This is a genomic window from Geobacillus zalihae, assembly GCF_030414215.1.
Lineage (GTDB): Bacteria > Bacillota > Bacilli > Bacillales > Anoxybacillaceae > Geobacillus > Geobacillus zalihae.
In genome coordinates, this window is record NZ_CP129217.1 from 1,364,176 (window position 1) to 1,382,348 (window position 18,173).

At 48.2% G+C, this 18,173-nt stretch carries 15 protein-coding genes; 14 read left to right on the top strand and 1 reads right to left on the bottom strand.

The annotated features are described in order from the left end of the window. From QWV57_RS06980 to QWV57_RS07045, 14 genes are all read left to right on the top strand, one after another. Entirely contained in the window at positions 1-1,317 is a 1,317-nt protein-coding gene (locus tag QWV57_RS06980; protein ID WP_129447261.1) for an MFS transporter, read from the top strand. A 25-nt stretch (positions 1,318-1,342) separates the two neighbouring features. Further along, positions 1,343-2,671 (top strand): glucarate dehydratase, encoded by a 1,329-nt coding sequence (gudD, locus tag QWV57_RS06985; RefSeq protein ID WP_033005630.1) that lies wholly within the window; start codon positions 1,343-1,345, stop codon positions 2,669-2,671. Positions 2,672-2,742: 71 nt separating this feature from the next. Continuing rightward, positions 2,743-4,260, top strand: coding sequence for a galactarate dehydratase (gene garD / locus QWV57_RS06990; protein ID WP_015374595.1), 1,518 nt, complete (start codon positions 2,743-2,745; stop codon positions 4,258-4,260). Positions 4,261-4,312: 52 nt separating this feature from the next. Next, positions 4,313-5,275 carry a 5-dehydro-4-deoxyglucarate dehydratase gene (gene kdgD, locus QWV57_RS06995; RefSeq protein ID WP_020755078.1) on the top strand — a complete coding sequence of 321 codons (963 nt, stop codon included), beginning with the start codon at positions 4,313-4,315 and terminating at the stop codon, positions 5,273-5,275. Positions 5,276-5,459: 184 nt separating this feature from the next. Beyond that, positions 5,460-6,926: an alpha-ketoglutaric semialdehyde dehydrogenase GucD gene (gene gucD, locus QWV57_RS07000; RefSeq protein WP_108437844.1), complete on the top strand. Its 1,467-nt coding sequence runs from the start codon at positions 5,460-5,462 to the stop codon at positions 6,924-6,926. A 137-nt stretch (positions 6,927-7,063) separates the two neighbouring features. Next, entirely contained in the window at positions 7,064-7,645 is a 582-nt protein-coding gene (locus QWV57_RS07005; RefSeq protein WP_015374599.1) for a Uma2 family endonuclease, read from the top strand. A gap of 133 nt (positions 7,646-7,778) precedes the next feature. Beyond that, positions 7,779-9,212, top strand: coding sequence for a sigma-54 interaction domain-containing protein (locus QWV57_RS07010; protein ID WP_020278757.1), 1,434 nt, complete (start codon positions 7,779-7,781; stop codon positions 9,210-9,212). A 315-nt stretch (positions 9,213-9,527) separates the two neighbouring features. Then, positions 9,528-10,817 carry a CitMHS family transporter gene (locus tag QWV57_RS07015; protein WP_015374601.1) on the top strand — a complete coding sequence of 430 codons (1,290 nt, stop codon included), beginning with the start codon at positions 9,528-9,530 and terminating at the stop codon, positions 10,815-10,817. A 43-nt stretch (positions 10,818-10,860) separates the two neighbouring features. Continuing rightward, positions 10,861-12,171, top strand: coding sequence for an acyclic terpene utilization AtuA family protein (locus tag QWV57_RS07020; RefSeq protein WP_015374602.1), 1,311 nt, complete (start codon positions 10,861-10,863; stop codon positions 12,169-12,171). A 5-nt stretch (positions 12,172-12,176) separates the two neighbouring features. Further along, a complete protein-coding gene (locus QWV57_RS07025) occupies positions 12,177-12,500 on the top strand; it encodes an AtuA-related protein (RefSeq protein ID WP_015374603.1) in 324 nt (107 codons plus the stop codon). 673 nt (positions 12,501-13,173) lie between these two features. Further along, on the top strand, positions 13,174-14,121 hold the full coding sequence (locus tag QWV57_RS07030) for an ABC transporter permease (protein WP_301101567.1): 948 nt from the start codon (positions 13,174-13,176) through the stop codon (positions 14,119-14,121). Next, on the top strand, positions 14,114-15,064 hold the full coding sequence (locus QWV57_RS07035) for an iron chelate uptake ABC transporter family permease subunit (protein ID WP_129447264.1): 951 nt from the start codon (positions 14,114-14,116) through the stop codon (positions 15,062-15,064). The genes QWV57_RS07030 and QWV57_RS07035 overlap by 8 nt, the downstream gene beginning before the upstream one ends. Continuing rightward, positions 15,058-15,813: an iron ABC transporter ATP-binding protein gene (locus tag QWV57_RS07040; protein WP_015374606.1), complete on the top strand. Its 756-nt coding sequence runs from the start codon at positions 15,058-15,060 to the stop codon at positions 15,811-15,813. The genes QWV57_RS07035 and QWV57_RS07040 overlap by 7 nt, the downstream gene beginning before the upstream one ends. A 668-nt stretch (positions 15,814-16,481) precedes the next feature. Further along, positions 16,482-17,441: a siderophore ABC transporter substrate-binding protein gene (locus QWV57_RS07045; RefSeq protein WP_129447265.1), complete on the top strand. Its 960-nt coding sequence runs from the start codon at positions 16,482-16,484 to the stop codon at positions 17,439-17,441. Between the two features lie 38 nt (positions 17,442-17,479). On the opposite strand, the gene QWV57_RS07050 is transcribed toward QWV57_RS07045, so the two are convergent. Continuing rightward, a complete protein-coding gene (locus QWV57_RS07050) occupies positions 17,480-18,166 on the bottom strand; it encodes a coiled-coil domain-containing protein (RefSeq protein WP_015374608.1) in 687 nt (228 codons plus the stop codon). Positions 18,167-18,173: the final 7 nt, after the last annotated feature.

Genomic DNA, 18,173 nt, shown 5'->3' on the forward strand with positions numbered 1-18,173 from the left:
ATGGGGGAGACGGTAAAAAGGACGAGAGTTCGCTATCTTATTTTAGCGATTTTATTTGTTGTAACCGCTATCAATTATATTGATCGTTCAGCGTTAAGCATCGCCGCTCCGGTGATGAAGGAAGATTTAGCATTGGATGCGGTCGCTTTAGGGTTTGCATTTTCAGCGTTCAACTGGGCGTATACGTTTATGCAAATTCCAAGCGGCTGGCTGCTTGATCGTTTTGGCACACGACTTGTGTATGGCATAGGGTTGTTTACATGGTCGCTGTTTACGGGACTGCAAGGGCTCGTTACTGGGGTTGCCATGTTGTTTTTATTCCGGTTTATTGTCGGGCTTGCCGAAGCTCCCTCGTTTCCTGGCAACAGCCGCCTGACAACGATGTGGTTTCCAACCAATGAGCGGGGGAAAGCGGTGGCCACTTACAATTCGTCTCAATATTTCGGGCTCGCTTTATTCACTCCCGTTTTAGCTTCTCTCCTCAATGTTTATGGGTGGCCAGCCATCTTTTATGTGGCAGGGGGAATGGGGATCATTTTGACGTTTGTTTGGTTTAAGCTGATCCATGATCCAAAGCGCCATCCGCTGGCCAATCAAAAAGAGCTTGAGTATATCGAACAAGGCGGAGCCTTAGTGGATGCGAGTGAACAAAAATCGCCTATTAAATGGTCGCACGCTCGCTTGTTGCTGACGAATCGACAAATGATCGGCATTTACATTGCCCAGTTTTCCTTAAATACGATCGTATGGTTTTTCTTAACATGGCTTCCAACGTATCTTGTGCAAGAAAAGCATTTATCCATTTTGAAAGCAGGTTTCGTTACATCGCTCACATATGCCGCTGCCTTCTTGGGTGGAATATTGGCCGGCTATTGGTCGGATTCGATGCTGAAGCGCGGCAAATCGCTGGCGGTGGCCCGAAAAACACCGATCATCATCGGTTTCCTGCTATCAAGCTGCATTTTATTGGCGAACTATACAAATTCGCCCGCGCTCATTGTTTTGATTTTATGTGTTTCGTTTTTCGCCAAAGGGATGGCAGGACTGACATGGACGCTGGTCGGGGATATGTCGCCAAAAGAGATCATTGGGCTCAGTGCAGGGATATTTAACACCTCTGGGAATTTGGCGGGGATTGTCACTCCCATTGTTGTAGGCTTTATTCTTGAACATACCCATTCGTTCAGCTACGCACTGCTGTTTATCGGCGTTGTGTTGTTGATTGGCGCACTGTCCTATATGTTTATCGTCAACAAAGTGGAGCGTTTGCAGCTTCCGCATGAGCAAGGGCAAACAGCGAAAAGTGTAAACGCTTAATTGGAAAGGGAGAGTCGAAGCGTTGATGAAAAGGAACGTTCCTGTTGTCACGGAAATGATCGTCATCCCGGTTGCAGGCTATGATAGCATGCTCCTTAACTTAAGTGGAGCTCATGCACCATTTTTTACACGAAACATTGTTTTGTTGAAAGACAACTATGGAAATATAGGAGCCGGAGAAGTGCCGGGGGGAGAAAAGATTCAAAAAACGCTAGAAGAAGCGAAACCTCTTGTTGTGGGAAGAGCGGTCAGCGATTACAAAAACATTTTGCGTCGGATATCCGAAACTTTTGGCGATCGAGATAAAACCGGCAGGGGAAACCAAACCTTTGACCTACGGACAACCGTACATGCCATAACAGCCATCGAAGCCGCACTGCTTGATTTGTTAGGGAAGTTTTTGGAAGTCCCAGTTGCAGCTTTGCTGGGTGAAGGGCAACAGCGGCAGTCGGTGAAAGTTCTCGGTTACTTGTTCTATATTGGAGACCGCAAGAAAACGGATTTGCCATATCGGGAACCGCAAGACCGGGATGGATGGTTCCGCTTGCGGGATGAAGAAGCATTGACAGCAGAAGCGATTGTTCAGCTCGCAGAAGCCGCCTATGAACAGTACGGATTCTCGGATTTTAAATTAAAGGGCGGCGTGATGCCGGGAGAGGAAGAAATAGAAGCTGTTGCGGCGCTAGCCAAACGGTTTCCTAAAGCGCGAATCACCTTGGATCCAAACGGGGCATGGCTATTGGAAGAAGCTATTCGTTTATGCCGGAATATGCATCATATCTTGGCTTACGCAGAAGATCCGTGCGGTGCTGAAAACGGCTATTCTGGGCGTGAAATATTGGCGGAATTCCGCAAAGCGACCGGCTTGCCGACAGCAACAAATATGATCGCTACGGACTGGAGGCAAATGGGGCACGCCATTCAGCTTCATGCCGTAGATATTCCGTTGGCTGATCCGCATTTTTGGACGATGCAAGGTTCCGTCCGTGTGGCGCAAATGTGTCATGAATGGGGATTGACATGGGGATCGCATTCCAACAACCATTTTGATATTTCGTTAGCCATGTTTACCCATGTTGCTGCTGCGGCGCCGGGAGAGATTACGGCGATTGACACGCATTGGATTTGGCAAGATGGGCAGCGATTAACGAAAGAGCCGTTTCAAATTGTGAATGGCCTGATTGATGTTCCCGATCGACCAGGTTTAGGGATTGAGATTGATATGGAGCGAATTGAAGAAGCGCATCAGCTGTATCAAAAATGGGGAAGAGGAGCTCGCGACGACGCCATGGCTATGCAGTACTTAATTCCTGGATGGACCTTTCATCCGAAAAAGCCTTGTCTCGTCCGCTAGCGATCATTTTTCCTAAAGGTCATGGATGATCCGCGGCCTTTAGGAATCCATTTTTTATGGAGGGATGTTCGATGGTGAAACAAATGCCTCTTTATATTAAGGTGAATGATCGGGATAATGTTGCTATTGTAGCCAATGCCGGCGGATTGACGAAAGGGACGCGTTTTCCGTGTGGATTGACGCTGATGGAAGATATTCCTCAAGGGCATAAAGTTGCTTTAGCAGATTTTCGTGAAGGCGATCCCATTGTCCGCTACGGGGAAGTGATCGGTTACGCGCAAAAACGCATTCAAAAAGGAGAATGGGTCAAAGAATCGTCCATTCGTCTTCCACATCCGCCAGATTTGCACCAGTTGCCCATCGCGACGAAAACGCCTGTCGCTTTACCACCGTTAGAAGGGTACACCTTTCAAGGTTATCGGAATGCTGATGGCAGTTTTGGCACGCGCAATCTTTTAGGTATTACGACAAGTGTTCAATGTGTTGCAGGGGTGTTGGATATTGCAGTGCAGCGAATCAAGAAGGAGTTGCTTCCCAAATATCCAAATGTGGACGATGTCGTGGCATTGGAGCATCATTACGGTTGCGGCGTAGCCATCCATGCGCCGGAAGCCGTGATCCCGATTCGCACATTGCAAAACCTTTCGACCCATCCTAACTTTGGCGGCGAAGTGCTCGTCGTCGGGCTTGGATGTGAGAAATTATCGCCGCAGTCGCTCAATGCCAAAGGAGAAGAGGACAGTCTTGTCGTTTTGCAGGATTATCAAGGATTTGCGGATATGATTGAGACTATTATGAGAAAAGCAGAGGAGCGGCTAAAACGGTTAAATGAACGTCAACGTCAGGAATGTCCTCTTTCTGGGTTAGTGGTTGGACTGCAATGCGGCGGCAGTGATGCTTTTTCCGGTGTGACGGCGAATCCTGCGGTCGGCTACGCGGCCGATTTGCTTGTTCGCGCCGGAGCGACTGTACTGTTTTCCGAGGTGACAGAAGTCAGAGACGCGGTTCATTTGCTGACACCAAGAGTTGTCGATGAACAAGTAGGACATGCGCTCATTCGAGAAATGGAATGGTACGACCGATACTTGCAACGGGGAGAAGCTGACCGAAGCGCCAACCCGTCGCCTGGAAATAAAAAAGGCGGACTTTCCAATATTGTGGAAAAAGCATTAGGATCGATTGCGAAATCGGGAAGCAGCGCTATTGTTGATGTGTTGCCCCCTGGCGAAAGGGTGAAGAAACAAGGTCTTGTGTTTGCGGCCACTCCGGCCAGCGATTTTGTATGCGGAACGCTACAGTTGGCAGCTGGAATGAATGTGCATGTGTTTACAACAGGAAGAGGAACGCCTTATGGTTTAGCCATGGCTCCAGTCGTTAAAGTGGCGACGCGGACGGAATTGGCGACGCAATGGCATGATTTAATTGATATTGATGCCGGAAGAATTGCCACGGGAACAGCAACGATAGAAGAGATTGGATGGGAAATTTTCCGTTTTATCATTGATACCGCGAGCGGAAAGCGCACAAAGGCAGAACAGCACGGCATACACAATGATTTATGTTTATTTAATCCAGCCCCGCTGACGTAATATAGATTGATATTATATTAAATTTGTCTTACAATAAAATTGTAATATAAATATGTTTTGTGGAGAGGGGAAGGAATCAGTGGCAAGAAACGCGAATAAACACATACCAAATGGAATTTTAGGATTTCCGGTTACACCGATGCGCGAAAATGGAGAGATAGATTTCCAAGCTTTGGAGCGGAATATCCAATTTTTACTTAAAGAGGGGTTAAACGCCGTTTTCATTGCTTGTGGATCTGGAGAATTTCAATCGCTTAGCGAAAAAGAGTACGAGGCAATGGTGGAAGCAGCCGTGTCGATCGTTGGTGGGAAGGTTCCTGTGTATACGGGGGTTGGAGGAAATATTATCTATGCACTTCGATTGGCGGAGATTTCCGAAAGGAAAGGAGCAGACGGATATTTGATTTTGCCGCCTTATTTAATTGAACCCCATCAGGAAGGGCTATACGAATATATTTCTGCGATTGTCAAAAGCACATCGCTCAACGCCATTGTCTATCAGCGGGCCAATAGTGTATTAACAGTCGAGACGCTCCAAAAATTGCTTCACTATCCGCAAATTGTCGGCTTGAAAGACGGCACGGGAAATATGGAATTGAACATTGAAATCACTCAAACGATCGGCTCACGGCTGCATTATTTGAACGGCATGCCAATGGCAGAGGTGACGATGCCCGCTTATATTCAGCTAGGATTTACCAGCTATTCATCAGCGATTTCCAATTACATTCCTCATATTTCTAGGTTGTTTTATCAGGCGCTGCTTGACGGTGACAAGGCGTTGTTAGGAGAGCTTTATGAGCATGTTATCCTTCCGATCCATCGCATTCGGAAGCAACGAAAAGGATACGAAGTCGCTCTTGTCAAAGCGGGGATGGAAATTGTCGGCCTGCCGGTCGGGCCATATGTCCGTCCGCCTATCGTCCGCGTGGAAAAGGAACATTACCGGCAATTAGAAGCGATCATTCAAACCGCGTTTGAACGATTCCCAAAAAAAGTAGGGCAACGTTCATGACGGTGATGTGGAGAGTGTTCTAAATGTGGATTATTACCTTGTACGCACCGGATGGCAGTTTCAAAATGTTTGAGTTTGATTGTGAACAGGAAGCGAGGCAATATTTCCGAAACATGACAGGAACGAAAATTCTTTCTCAAATCATATACGGTAGCAATCTTATTTATGGAAAGGAGAAGGTGCAATGACGGTACGCACAAAGCAACAAACATACTTGAACTACATCAACGGACAATGGGTCCCTTCTGCATCCGGGAAAACAGAAGCGAGCCTCAACCCAGCCGACATCGATGACATCGTCGGCTATGTCCAAGAGTCTAGTGCGGAAGATGTAAACGCCGCGGTGGAGGCGGCGCGGCGGGCGCAGGCGGCATGGCGGAAGTTATCCGGCCCGAAACGCGGAGAGTATTTGTTCCGCGCGGCTGACGTTCTTGAGAAACGGCTTGACGAGATCGCGGAAACGATGACAAGGGAAATGGGAAAAACGCTCCCGGAAGCGAAAGGGGAGGTGCAGCGGGGAGTCAATATTTTGCGCTACTACGCTGGAGAGGGGATGCGATCGATCGGTGAGGTCATTCCATCCACGGACAGCGAAGCGTTGATGTTTACGACGCGCGTGCCTCTTGGCGTGGTCGGGGTCATCACGCCGTGGAACTTTCCAGTCGCGATTCCGATTTGGAAAATCGCACCCGCCATCGTCTATGGAAACACGGTGGTGTTTAAGCCGGCGCAGGAAACGGCGGTCACGGCAGCGAAAATCGTGGAATGCTTTGACGAGGCGGGGCTGCCGGCCGGTGTGGTGAATTTGGTGACAGGCAAAGGATCGGTCATCGGCAATGCGATCGCCGAACACCCTCACATTCACGGCATCACCTTCACCGGCTCCAATGAAGTCGGCAAAACGATCGCCCAAAAAGCGGTGGCCCGAGGGGCGAAATACCAGCTGGAAATGGGCGGAAAGAATCCGGTGATCGTGCTCGAGGACGCTGATCTTGATCGCGCCGTCGAAGCAACGATCAGCGGCGGGCTGCGCTCCACGGGACAAAAATGCACGGCGACAAGCCGCGTGTTCGTCCAGCGCACCGTCTATGATCAATTTAAGGAAAAATTGTTGGCAAAAGTGAAGCAGCTGAACATCGGCAATGGACTCGAGGACGGCGTTTGGATGGGGCCGTGCGCCAGCCAAAAGCAGCTCGAGACGGTCCTTTCTTATATCCAAAAAGGAATCGAAGAAGGGGCGACGCTCGTTTACGGAGGCCAACGTTTGACGGATGGGGAACGGGCAAAAGGGTTTTATGTGCAGCCGACCATCTTTGAAAACGTGTCGCCCGACATGACGATCGCTCGCGAGGAAATTTTCGGGCCGGTGTTGGCGTTAATCAAAGTGGATTCGCTGGAAGAAGCGCTTTCTCTCGCCAATGACACACCGTTTGGATTGAGCGCCTCGATTTTCACGCAAAATATCGGCAAGATGCTCGCGTTCATCCAAGACATCGAGGCCGGGCTCGTCCGGATCAATGAAGAAAGCGCAGGAGTCGAACTGCAAGCGCCGTTTGGCGGGATGAAGCAGTCGAGCTCCCACTCGCGTGAGCAAGGGCGGGCAGCCATCGAGTTTTTCACGGCGATTAAAACGGTGTTGGTCAAAGGATAAGAAATGGAGCAAAGTGCGCTGCCGTTTAGGCAGGGCGCTTTTTTTTTTAGCGTCAAGCCATTGGTGAAGGCGATTGTCGGCGAGCAAACGGTTTGCTTACAATAGAAGAAAGAGCATGTGCAGGGAGGGAGAACGGCATGAGCCAACCAGGCGAACAACGCCGGTATACGCTCGGCGAGTTTTTTTCTTTGGCTGGAGATGAGCGGATGGAGCTGTACGAAGGAACGATTGTGTTGATGTCCCCAGCTCCTTATGAACATGAAGGTGTAGTGGCCAATTTGATCGCCGAGTTTCGCATGGCGTTAAAAGGAAGTCCTTGTCTTGTGTTCGGCAGCAACCTCCAAGTCGTCCTTTTGTTTGAAGATGAACAAAAAGGAACGAAAAATGTAACGGTGCTGCCCGACCTATCTATTATTGGTGATCGAACGAAACTGTGCCAAGGTCGGTGTTACGGCGCCCCCGACCTAGTGGTGGAAGTGTTGTCGCCAAGCACCGCCCGCAACGACCGGCTGCTGAAGCGCCATTATTATGAGAAGGCGGGAGTCCGTGAGTATTGGATTGTCGATTATCAGCACCAGGTGATGGAAAAATACGTTTGGCAATCGGGAGCGTTTCAGCTAGAAGACGTGTACGATGCAGCCAACGGGGCGGCTGCATCGACCACGTTTCCCGAGGTGCGCTTTTCCGTGAAGGAGATTTTTGCGTTTTTGACGTCGTGAAGAGCGGTGAAGCTGCATACAAAATAACAACAAACACGTTTCGCTCCAGAAGTCTGCTGTTGCTTGGCTGATAGAAACGCTTAGAAATCAAAGACAAAGGGGAGAAATAGCTTTTTTCTTTGTGGAAGGGGGAATGAAAGTGGTGAGTCGTTTCGACAAGCTCGTCAAAGATGCTGATGGACAAGCGCAATGGCTGTTCGCCATTCTTCAGTCCGTCCATGACGGCGTACTAGTGATCGATGACTGTGAGGTTGTGCGCCTTGTCAATCCGGAGTATACACGCATAACAGGTGTGAAGGAAAACGAGATTATAGGTAAACGGCTGCGCGATGTGCGGCCTAACGCCCTTCTCCCAGAAACGTTGAAGGACGGGAAAGTGAGAACCGGGGTGTACCGCAAGGAAGGTTCCAATGAGTATGTCGTTGATATGGCACCGATTGTTGTCCATGGCCAAGTGATTGGAGCGGTATCAGTTTGCAAAGGGCTGACGGAAGTGCACAAATTGACGCAGGAGCTGAAGCGAAACAAAGAAAGATTGAATGAATTGAAAAGGACCGTCTATTCGATTTATCGGGCTACTTATACGTTTGCGCATATCATCGGCCATAATGACAAGATCAAGGAAATGATCCGTATCGCGAAACGGGCGGCAGAGTCGGACTTGCCAGTGTTAATTATGGGGGAAAGTGGAACCGGCAAGGAACTGTTTGCTCAGGCGATTCACCAGGAGGGTCCGCGTGCTGAACATCCATTTGTTCCTGTAAATTGTGCGGCCATTCCTGCCGCTTTGCTGGAAAGCGAATTGTTCGGCTATGTGGAGGGATCGTTTACACATGCGAAAAAAGGAGGGAAAATCGGGCTGTTTGAACTGGCGGACGGGGGAACGATTTTTTTGGACGAAATCGGGGATCTTCCGTATGATTTGCAAGCAAAGCTATTGCGTGTGCTGCAAGAAAAGACAATTCGCAAAGTTGGAGATACACACGAAAGGAGGATTGACGTGCGCATCATTGCCGCAACAAATAAGGATTTGCGCCAGCTTGTAGCAAAGCAGTATTTTCGGGAAGACCTGTTTTATCGCCTTCATGTAATTACGCTTCATCTCCCCCCGCTCCGTGAGCGGAAGGAAGATATCCCTCTTTTGGCTCATTCTATAATACAAGCCTCAGGTGGTGGGGGACAGCGTCCTGTTTGCTCAATCAGCCAGGCTGCAATGGCTTTGTTGCAATCATACGATTGGCCTGGAAATATAAGAGAATTAAAAAACGTGATTGATTATGCCATTTGCATGACTGATGGAATGGAAATTGATCTGCATCATCTTCCCCCATCGATCATGAAAGACCCGGAGGTTTTCCGTTCCTCTACATCGATCCAACCGTTACGAAAGATGCTTGAAGAAACAGAAAAGCGTTTGATTGTCGAAGCGCTTCGTCAGTTTGGCACCGATGTACAAGGGAAGAAACAAGCGGCTAAAGAGCTTGGCGTGTCACTCGCCACGTTGTATAACAAATTGAAAAAGTTAGGGATTTCCGAGGATTTGCCTTCTTCTGCTCCTAACGGATGATAAATATTAGAGGGGAGCTGTGGTGAAGCAAATATTCTTGATTTGTAAGCGCTATCCACTAAACCTTGCCTGTTAAGGTTTTTCTTTTTTGGCAATCAATCGCTCATTGTCTTTTTTAATTTCCTAGAAACGATTCTAGTTTTTTAGAAATGAGCAGCAACAAGGAGTGCATTCATGTTTTAGCCATTCATTTTCTAAAGAATAAGAAAAGGCGCATCCGCTGTATTGAATGTAAAGCGGATGTTTTTGTTTTTGGCATTGGCACTTATTTTGCAAGAAAATAGAACGAAACAATTTTGAAGGGGGAATGGGATAATGTTGGCGTTATTGGGGTTTTTAACGATTGGTGTTTTTCTGGCTTTAATCATGGCAAGAAAAATCTCGGTATTGATTGCCTTAGTGCTTGTACCGGTGGTTTTTGGGCTGATCGGCGGGTTTGGGACGCAGATGGGAACGATGATGTTGGAAGGAATTCAAAAAGTAGCTCCGACGGGGATTATGATTGCATTCGCCATCCTATATTTCGGGTTGATGATCGACAGCGGCATGTTTGATCCGATTGTTTCGCGCATCCTTCGTTTAGTAAAAGGTGATCCGTTAAAGATTGTCATCGGCACAGCAACGCTAACATTGCTGGTTGCCCTCGACGGCGACGGGGCGACGACTTTTATGATTACCGTTTCGGCGATGCTTCCTCTTTATCGGCGTTTAGGAATGAATCCGCTTACACTATCGGGTGTCGTTTGTTTAGGGGCTGGAGTAATGAACATGATTCCTTGGGGTGGTCCGACGGCTAGAGCTATGGCAACACTGCATGTCGATTCAACCGAGTTGTTTAACCCTGTTCTTCCAGCGATGTTGGCGGGGATTGTTTGGGTGTTGTTTGCTGCTTATTGGCTCGGCAAAAAGGAACGGGAACGAGTGGGAGTCGTCGAACTGGATACGGAACAACTGACACCGTCACTTGACGGGGGAGAGGCGAAACGGCCTAACTTATTTTGGTTTAATGTCATTTTGACGATTGTGTTGCTCGTTTCCTTAATTAAAGGGTGGCTGCCGCTTCCGGTTTTGTTTATGCTTGCGTTTGCGATTGCCTTGCTTGTTAATTATCCGCATGTCAAGGATCAGCAAGAGCGGCTCACGTCTCATGCGAGCAATGTTGTATTGGTGGTGACGATGATTTTCGCAGCCGGCATTTTCACTGGCATTTTAACCGGTACAAAAATGGTTGATGCGATGGCGAAAGCGATGGTTTCGATCATTCCTGACGCGATGGGATCTTATTTGCCGCTTATAGTGGCGGTCACAAGCATGCCGTTAAGTCTTGTCTTTACCCCTGATGCGTATTATTTTGGAGTTTTGCCGATTTTAAGCGAAACGGCGGCTTCATTCGGCATCGATCCCGTCGAAATCGGGCGCGCTGCCATTTTGGGACAGATGACAACTGGTTTTCCGCTCAGCCCGCTGACGGCATCCACCTTTATACTTATCGGCTTGTCAGGTGTCGATCTTGGTGCCCACCAACGATTTATTTTTAAATGGGCGTTCGGAACGACTATTGTGATGACGATTGTCGCTTTAGCTACGGGGGCGATTTCTCTCTGATAATAACAAGGAATGTAACAAGAAAGCAAACGGAGGCGAGAAAATGGTCAGAATAGGAGCTGGAGCAGGATTTTCCGGTGATCGGTTGGAGCCTGCCGCGATTTTAGTAGAGAAGGGACAGTTGGACTATCTTGTTTTGGAATGTTTGGCGGAGCGAACGATTGCTTTGGCGCAAAAACAAAAATGGAAAAACCCTTCCCGCGGGTATGACCCGTTATTAGAAAAAAGAATGGAACTGCTTCTTCCGCTCATTGTGAAGCACCGCGTCCGCCTGATTACGAATATGGGGGCTGCCAATCCAGTAGCGGCAGCGGAGCGCATCGCCGCTATGGCGCGGGAGAAGGGACTAAAAATAAAAGTAGCGGCTGTCATCGGGGATGATGTAATGGAAAAGATTGATAAACAAATGTTGGCAATTGAGTCAGGGAAACCGATCGATAGCTACGGAACGATATTATCCGCGAATGCTTACCTTGGTGCTGATGCGCTCCTGCCTGCGCTGCAGTCGGGGGCAGACGTAATCGTGACAGGCCGTGTAGCGGATCCGTCGTTATTTCTTGCGCCGATGATTTACCATTATGGATGGCCGCTTGATGATACAGAACGTTTAGCTAAGGGAGCGATTGTCGGTCACCTGCTCGAGTGTGCCGGACAAATTACCGGCGGCTATTTTGCGGATCCGGGAAAGAAAGACGTCCCTGGCATGGCTAGACTTGGGTTTCCGTTTGCTGATGTGATGCCTGACGGTACGGCTGTGATCAGCAAGGTAGACGGGACAGGAGGGATCATTTGCCCGATGACTGTCAAAGAGCAACTGTTATATGAAGTGACTGACCCGACAGCCTATATCACCCCTGATGTGGTTGTTGATTTGACAACAGTCCAACTGCGCGAAATCGGTCCGGACCGTGTTGAGATCACCGGAGGAAGTGGCAAAACAAAACCAGATATGTTAAAGGTGAGCATTGGCTATCATGGCGGTTTTGTCGGGGAAGGCGAAATTTCGTATGCGGGGCCGAACGCTTTGCGGCGGGCGCAGCTTGCCGGGGAAATTGTGTATGAGCGGTTAAAAGACTGTTTTGTGAATCTGAAGGTGGACTATATTGGCTTATCATCAGCCCATCGGTCATTTTTAGGACAGGGCGGCGAGCCGTATGAAGTCCGGTTGCGGGTGGCAGGGAAAGCGGATACAAAAGAACAGGCTGAACTGATTGGTGAGGAAGTGGAATCGCTGTACACAAACGGCCCGGCAGGCGGCGGCGGGGCAAGGAAATACGTGCATGAGGTCATTGGCATTATTTCGACATTGATTCCACGCCAAATGGTCAATGTACAAATAACGATCCGGGAGTGACGACGATGAGAGTGAAGTTGTATGATTTGGCCCACTGCCGGGCCGGGGACAAAGGAAATACGTTAATCTTGTCGCTTATTCCTTTTCGGGAAACGGATTATCCTCTGCTGTCCCAAATGGTAACCGCAGAAAAAGTGAAGGAGCATTTGAGCTCGATTGTGAAAGGGGATGTGGTTCGATACGAACTTCCCAACATCGCCTCCTTGCAATTTGTCTGTCAAGATGCGCTTGAAGGCGGCGTCACTACCTCATTGGCCCTTGACCCGCATGGCAAAACGTTAAGCTATGCTTTGCTCGAGATGGAGATTGAGTTGCAGAAAGGAATATAAGTCTAGATACGGGAAGGCTGGACAAAACATGCTGTTGCATACAAATCGGCAGCATTTTCGCGAGAAAAAGCTGAATTATACAAGATGAAAAAGATGTTGGGACCAACAGCATGTTGTACAACATTTTCCAGCCTTCCGATCTTGCTGGTCAACAATGGATGCTGCGCCGAAATTGGCAACCTCGAGAGGTGCAGGAATTTTAGAAGGCTGAACGTATTTCGCCCCTCTTTTGCCCACCATCGTCCTTCTAGAGGAAGGGTGTCTCAAACGAAAGAGAACCTTATTTTTGTCGATAAATGAAGAAAAAATAAGAAAACAGAAAAAAAATGATGAAAATATTGACAATGATAATTTTTATCAATTAAAATATGGTATGTGAAAATGATAATCCTTCTCTTTTTAGAGGTTTGGGCGGGGACATGGTTTTCAAAAGAATGGAGTGAGATGTGGTGGCCGCATGCGGACAGAATGGCTTGACTTGAAAAGAACAGCGATTGAGGAGATGCCAGCCATCTTGGCGGTGCTGGTTGCTTCTCAACACAAGCAGAATTTATCTTTTTAATTAGGAAAGATAATCAATATCATAATTGCACCTGTAAAGCAATTGAGTCTGGACATGGCATCGTCATTCGACTTGTATGATGGGATAGAACGGAAGACAGGATGAGAAAACATGAAAAAATGGATGGTGCTCCTTGTTGTTTTGGCTGCGGCATCATTGTTTGTCGGTGTGCATGATTTATCGCCTCGCGAGCTGTTTGCCGGCGACCGTGAGGCGTGGGAAGTGTTTTTGATCAGTCGCTTGCCGAGGCTCATCAGCATTCTGATCGCCGGGTCAAGCGTGAGCATTTGCGGCTTGATCATGCAGCAGTTGAGCCAAAACCGATTTGTGTCGCCGACGACGGCGGGAACGATGGATTGGGCGCGGCTTGGCCTGTTGGTGTCCATGATTGCATTCGCTGCCGCAGGGCCGCTTGTGAAGGCGGCTATTGCCGTTGTGTTTGCGTTTGCGGGGACGCTGCTGTTTATGACGGTTTTGGATCGTGTGAAGTACAAAGATTCGATCTTTATTCCGCTCATCGGCTTGATGTTTGGCAATATTGTCGGTTCTGTCACGACGTTTTTGGCTTATAAATATGATTTGATTCAATCGATGTCCGCATGGATGCACGGCGATTTTTCCGTTATGATGCAAGGACGTTATGAAATGCTGTATGTGAGCGTTCCGCTCATGGCAATCGCTTATGTATACGCCAATCGGTTTACGATCGCCGGCATGGGGGAGGAGATGGCGACGAACTTAGGGGTTCGCTACCGTTCGATTGTCTACACTGGTCTCCTCATTGTCGCTGTTGTTTCTGCTGTTGAGGTGTTGACGGTTGGGACGCTGCCGTTTTTAGGGCTGATCGTTCCGAACATCGTCACGATGTATTATGGGGATCATTTGCGCAAAGTATTGCCGTTGACAGCCATATTTGGCGCTTTGTTTGTGCTAATTTGCGATGTATTTGGCCGAGTCGCCATTTATCCATACGAAATTCCGATCGGCTTGACGGTTGGAGTAATCGGAAGCGGCGCCTTTTTATATTTGCTCGTAAGGAGAACGAAGCAGTATGTCTAATCGGATGAAAGTGGTTGTGCTCGTGGTATTGGCGCTCGGATTGATCGTGCTGTTTTTGTTTGCACACTTGCGAGGGGATTTTGACTATGTGTTGCGCTCGCGGAGCGAAAAGATTGTCGCGATGGTGCTTGTCGGTTGGGCGGGGGCGGTTTCGACCGTCTTATTTCAGACAATGACCAATAATCGTATTTTAACTCCAAGCATTATCGGGCTTGATTCCGTTTATATGCTTGTACAAACTGCTGTGGTGTTTTTGTTCGGTTCGACGACGTTGACCATGATGGGCAACACCTTGCACTTTCTCTTGTCTGCTGGGTCGATGATCGGTTTTTCAGTTTTATTGTATTCGTTTTTGTTTCGCCGTGAAGGGCAAAATTTATATTTCATCTTGCTTGTTGGGATGATTCTCGGTACGTTTTTCCAAAGTTTGACGTCTTTCATGCAATATTTGATTGACCCAAATGAATTTTCCATCATTCAAGATCGAATGTTTGCGAGCATCAACAATATAAAAACAGACTTGCTTTGGCCGGCAGGCCTGCTCATTGCGGCTGCGACATTGTATACATACCGTCATCTTCACGAGTTGGACGTGCTGTCGCTCGGCAAAGATCATGCGATCAATTTAGGCGTGGCGTATGAAACGGTCGTCAAACGGCTGCTGATGATTGTGGCGGTGTTGGTGTCGGTTTCGACCGCGCTTGTTGGTCCCATCATGTTTTTCGGATTGATAGTCGCCAATGTGGCGTATGCGTTTTTTCAAACGTATGAACATCGTTATTTGCTTGCAGGAGCGGCGCTGTTCGGCATCATCGCCCTCGTTGGCGGCCAGCTGGTAGTCGAGCGAGTGTTCACCTTTTCGACGACGTTGTCTGTCATTGTCAACATGGTCGGAGGCGTCTATTTTCTATACCTTTTGTTAAAGGAGCGAAAAGCATGGTAGAGGTGAAACAAGTATTGAAGCGATACGGCGGGAAGACCGTGATTGACCGTGTATCTTTATCTGTTCCACGCCGCAAGCTCACATCGCTCATTGGCCCGAACGGGGCGGGGAAAAGCACGCTTTTGTCCATGATGAGCCGCTTAATTCCAAAAGATGGCGGAGAAATCTGGATTGAAGGAAAGGAAATTGCTCGTTATCGGACAGAAGAGTTGGCGAAAAAAATTTCCATTTTGAAGCAATCCAACCACATTGCGGCTCGCTTGACGGTACACGAATTGGTGTCGTTCGGTCGATTTCCGTATTCGCGCGGCCGCTTGACGCGCCAAGATCGCGACTATGTGCGTGAGGCGATCCGCTATATGGAGCTGGAGCCATTGCAAGACCGCTATATGGACGAGTTGAGCGGCGGACAGCGGCAGAGAGCTTATATCGCGATGGTGTTGGCGCAAGATACGGATTATATTTTCTTGGACGAGCCGTTGAACAATTTGGATATGAAACACGCCGTGCAAATGATGAAAGTGTTGCGCAAGCTGGTCGATGAGCTTGGCAAAACGATCGTGATGGTGATGCACGATATTAATTTTGCCTCCTGTTACTCCGATTATATGGTCGCGTTAAAAGATGGAGCGGTCGTCTGTGAAGGGGATGTTTCATCGATCATGAGCGATGAAGTACTTCGCGGCATTTATGATTTGGATGTGCGCGTGCAGACGATTGAAAATCGGCGCATCTGTGTGTATTTTTAGCAAATTCCCATGAGAAAGCGTCCATCTTGACTAGTGAAAAAGCAGGCTGTGGAAGCCTATGGGCATGCTTGGTGAAGAGCTCCGTCTCGGATTCAAACATGGGACGGGGAGACGCGATCAAAGTCAAGTATGTCAACTCCCCCCACTTAGCTAACGCTTGAAGTGGGGGCTTGCAACTCCCCAGAAGTACAAGCGGACTTCGTCCTCCTTCCTTGACTTGGGGTTGCATCAGGGCAGGTTGACAACTACCCAACGACGCAGGTCATGCCTGCATCGTTACCGATTCTCTCGGTGTGTCTGTTGGCAGTACTTGGCTTCCACACACAACAGACGGATCTACGCTCGATGTTTTACGGTTACAACGTTTCCTGTAACCAACTCCATACATCGAGTAGCAGTTATTGGAGTGCCTTTATTAAACGGTTTTCTCCACGCCTTTATTATATCATACACAAAAGAAAAGGGGAACGCGCATTCCTCTCCCACTTACTCCCTTTGGTCGTTGAAGTGGGAGTCTCCTGCGCGAAATAGGATGAAGAAGATTCCAATTAAGTAAAAAATGGTTGAGCCGGCTTTCATGTTGACATCGGCAAGAAAGGGCGCCCCTTGTCGAGTGAATACGAAAGCCGTCAACATATAATTTGAATTTCCAAAGGGGGGTATAGCCAATGAAACAGCGTTGGTTGATGGTAGTGGTTGCTTTGCTTCTTGTCGTACTGGTTGCTTGCGGCAATAAGGAGAATACAAGCAACGGAGCAAGTGGGAAGAATGACGAGAAGAAAACGGAACAAGCCGAGGAAATGACGATCAAGCACCAGCTTGGAGAGGCGAAAGTCAAGAAAAATCCAGAGAAAGTGGTTGTCTTTGATTTCGGAGTGCTAGACACCCTTGATAAACTAGGGGTGAAGGTGACAGCTTTGCCGCAGATGAACGTGCCGAAATACTTGGAGAAATATAAAAGCAGCGACTACCAAAACGTCGGCAGCTTGATGGAGCCGGATTTTGAAAAATTGAGCGAAATCAAGCCGGATGTCATTTTTATTTCCGGTCGTCAAGCAAATTTGTATGACAAGTTGAAAGAGATTGGCCCAACCGTGTATATAGGGATTGACACTCAACATTATTGGGATTCATTTACAAACAATATGAAGCTGATCGGGCAAATGTTTGGCAAAGAAAAAGAAGTAGATGAGGAACTGGCCAATATTGAAAAACAAATCGAAGAAGTGAAGACAAAGGCTGCAGACAAAAAAGCGCTGATCATTTTGACGACCGGTGGGAAAGTGAGTGCGTACGGCAAAGGTTCGCGCTTTGGGCTCATCCATGATGTGCTCGGCGTGCCAGCCGCAGACCCGAATTTGAAAGTGACGAATCCTCATGGACAAAGCGTATCATTTGAGTACATTGCCAAGAAAAACCCGGATTACTTGTTTGTCATTGACCGCGACGCTGTTGTAGAAGGAAAGCCGACAGCGAAGCAAACGATTGAAAATGCGCTTGTGAAAAAGACGAAAGCATATCAAAACGGCCACATTGTCTACTTGGATCCAAATTATTGGTATCTCTCAGGCGGCGGATTGACGTCGGTGTCGGAAATGATCAAACAGGTGGAAGAAGGATTGAAATAAAAGGACAGGCGGGCTTAGGCGGCCCGCCTGCTTTATCGTCATAAAATGATATTCTTAATTTTGTAGATTTCCCGTTCGTGTTCGATGACTTTGTTCGAGAGGAAGGTGATGTCAAGTTTGATGTTGTTCAGCTGTTCATTGAATGATTGGGCATGGGAATCGACTTTTTTCTCTAAGGAGTCGAGTCTTTGGTGGATGGAAGAAACTTCACCGTGAAGTTTGTGCACGTCCATCGCGAGGGCGTCGAGTGCGGCGTCGGTTTCATCCTGGCGGTGAAGCAGGGCAGACATCAGATCATACAGTTCTTTTTGGCCGGCTTTGATATGGGCTTGTTCTTCTTCTAACCGCTTTTGGCCTTCAAGGAGAGCTTGCTGGATCCGCCGGAATTCTTCTTGCTCTTTGCGCATTTCCTGCTGTTCTCTACGGATCTCCTGTTGTTCTTTCCGCATTTCTTGCTGTTCTCTACGGATCTCCTGTTGCTCTTTCCGTATTTCTTGCTGTTCTCTACGGATCTCCTGCTGTTCTTTTCGCATTTCTTGTTGTTCTCTACGGATCTCCTGCTGTTCTTTTCGCATTTCTTGTTGTTCTCTTCGGATTTCCTGTTGTTCTTTTCGGATTTCTTGTTGTTCTGCTTCCAGCCGTTTGTGGCTTTCGACGAGGAGGTGCAGCGTGTTCTCGATATGACCAAGGCGGTTGAACAACTGCAAGAGGATCTCTTCGCTCATGGTTGGC

Coding starts and splice junctions, on each gene's coding strand:
- QWV57_RS07045 (WP_129447265.1), top strand. CDS start 16,482: ATGAAACAGCGTTGGTTGATGGTAGTGGTTGCTTTGCTTCTTGTCGTA.
- QWV57_RS07005 (WP_015374599.1), top strand. CDS start 7,064: ATGAGCCAACCAGGCGAACAACGCCGGTATACGCTCGGCGAGTTTTTT.
- QWV57_RS07030 (WP_301101567.1), top strand. CDS start 13,174: ATGAAAAAATGGATGGTGCTCCTTGTTGTTTTGGCTGCGGCATCATTG.
- QWV57_RS07015 (WP_015374601.1), top strand. CDS start 9,528: ATGTTGGCGTTATTGGGGTTTTTAACGATTGGTGTTTTTCTGGCTTTA.
- gucD (WP_108437844.1), top strand. CDS start 5,460: ATGACGGTACGCACAAAGCAACAAACATACTTGAACTACATCAACGGA.
- QWV57_RS07020 (WP_015374602.1), top strand. CDS start 10,861: ATGGTCAGAATAGGAGCTGGAGCAGGATTTTCCGGTGATCGGTTGGAG.
- QWV57_RS06980 (WP_129447261.1), top strand. CDS start 1: ATGGGGGAGACGGTAAAAAGGACGAGAGTTCGCTATCTTATTTTAGCG.
- gudD (WP_033005630.1), top strand. CDS start 1,343: ATGAAAAGGAACGTTCCTGTTGTCACGGAAATGATCGTCATCCCGGTT.
- QWV57_RS07010 (WP_020278757.1), top strand. CDS start 7,779: ATGAAAGTGGTGAGTCGTTTCGACAAGCTCGTCAAAGATGCTGATGGA.
- kdgD (WP_020755078.1), top strand. CDS start 4,313: ATGTTTTGTGGAGAGGGGAAGGAATCAGTGGCAAGAAACGCGAATAAA.
- garD (WP_015374595.1), top strand. CDS start 2,743: ATGGTGAAACAAATGCCTCTTTATATTAAGGTGAATGATCGGGATAAT.
- QWV57_RS07040 (WP_015374606.1), top strand. CDS start 15,058: ATGGTAGAGGTGAAACAAGTATTGAAGCGATACGGCGGGAAGACCGTG.
- QWV57_RS07025 (WP_015374603.1), top strand. CDS start 12,177: ATGAGAGTGAAGTTGTATGATTTGGCCCACTGCCGGGCCGGGGACAAA.
- QWV57_RS07050 (WP_015374608.1), bottom strand. CDS start 18,166: ATGAGCGAAGAGATCCTCTTGCAGTTGTTCAACCGCCTTGGTCATATC.
- QWV57_RS07035 (WP_129447264.1), top strand. CDS start 14,114: ATGTCTAATCGGATGAAAGTGGTTGTGCTCGTGGTATTGGCGCTCGGA.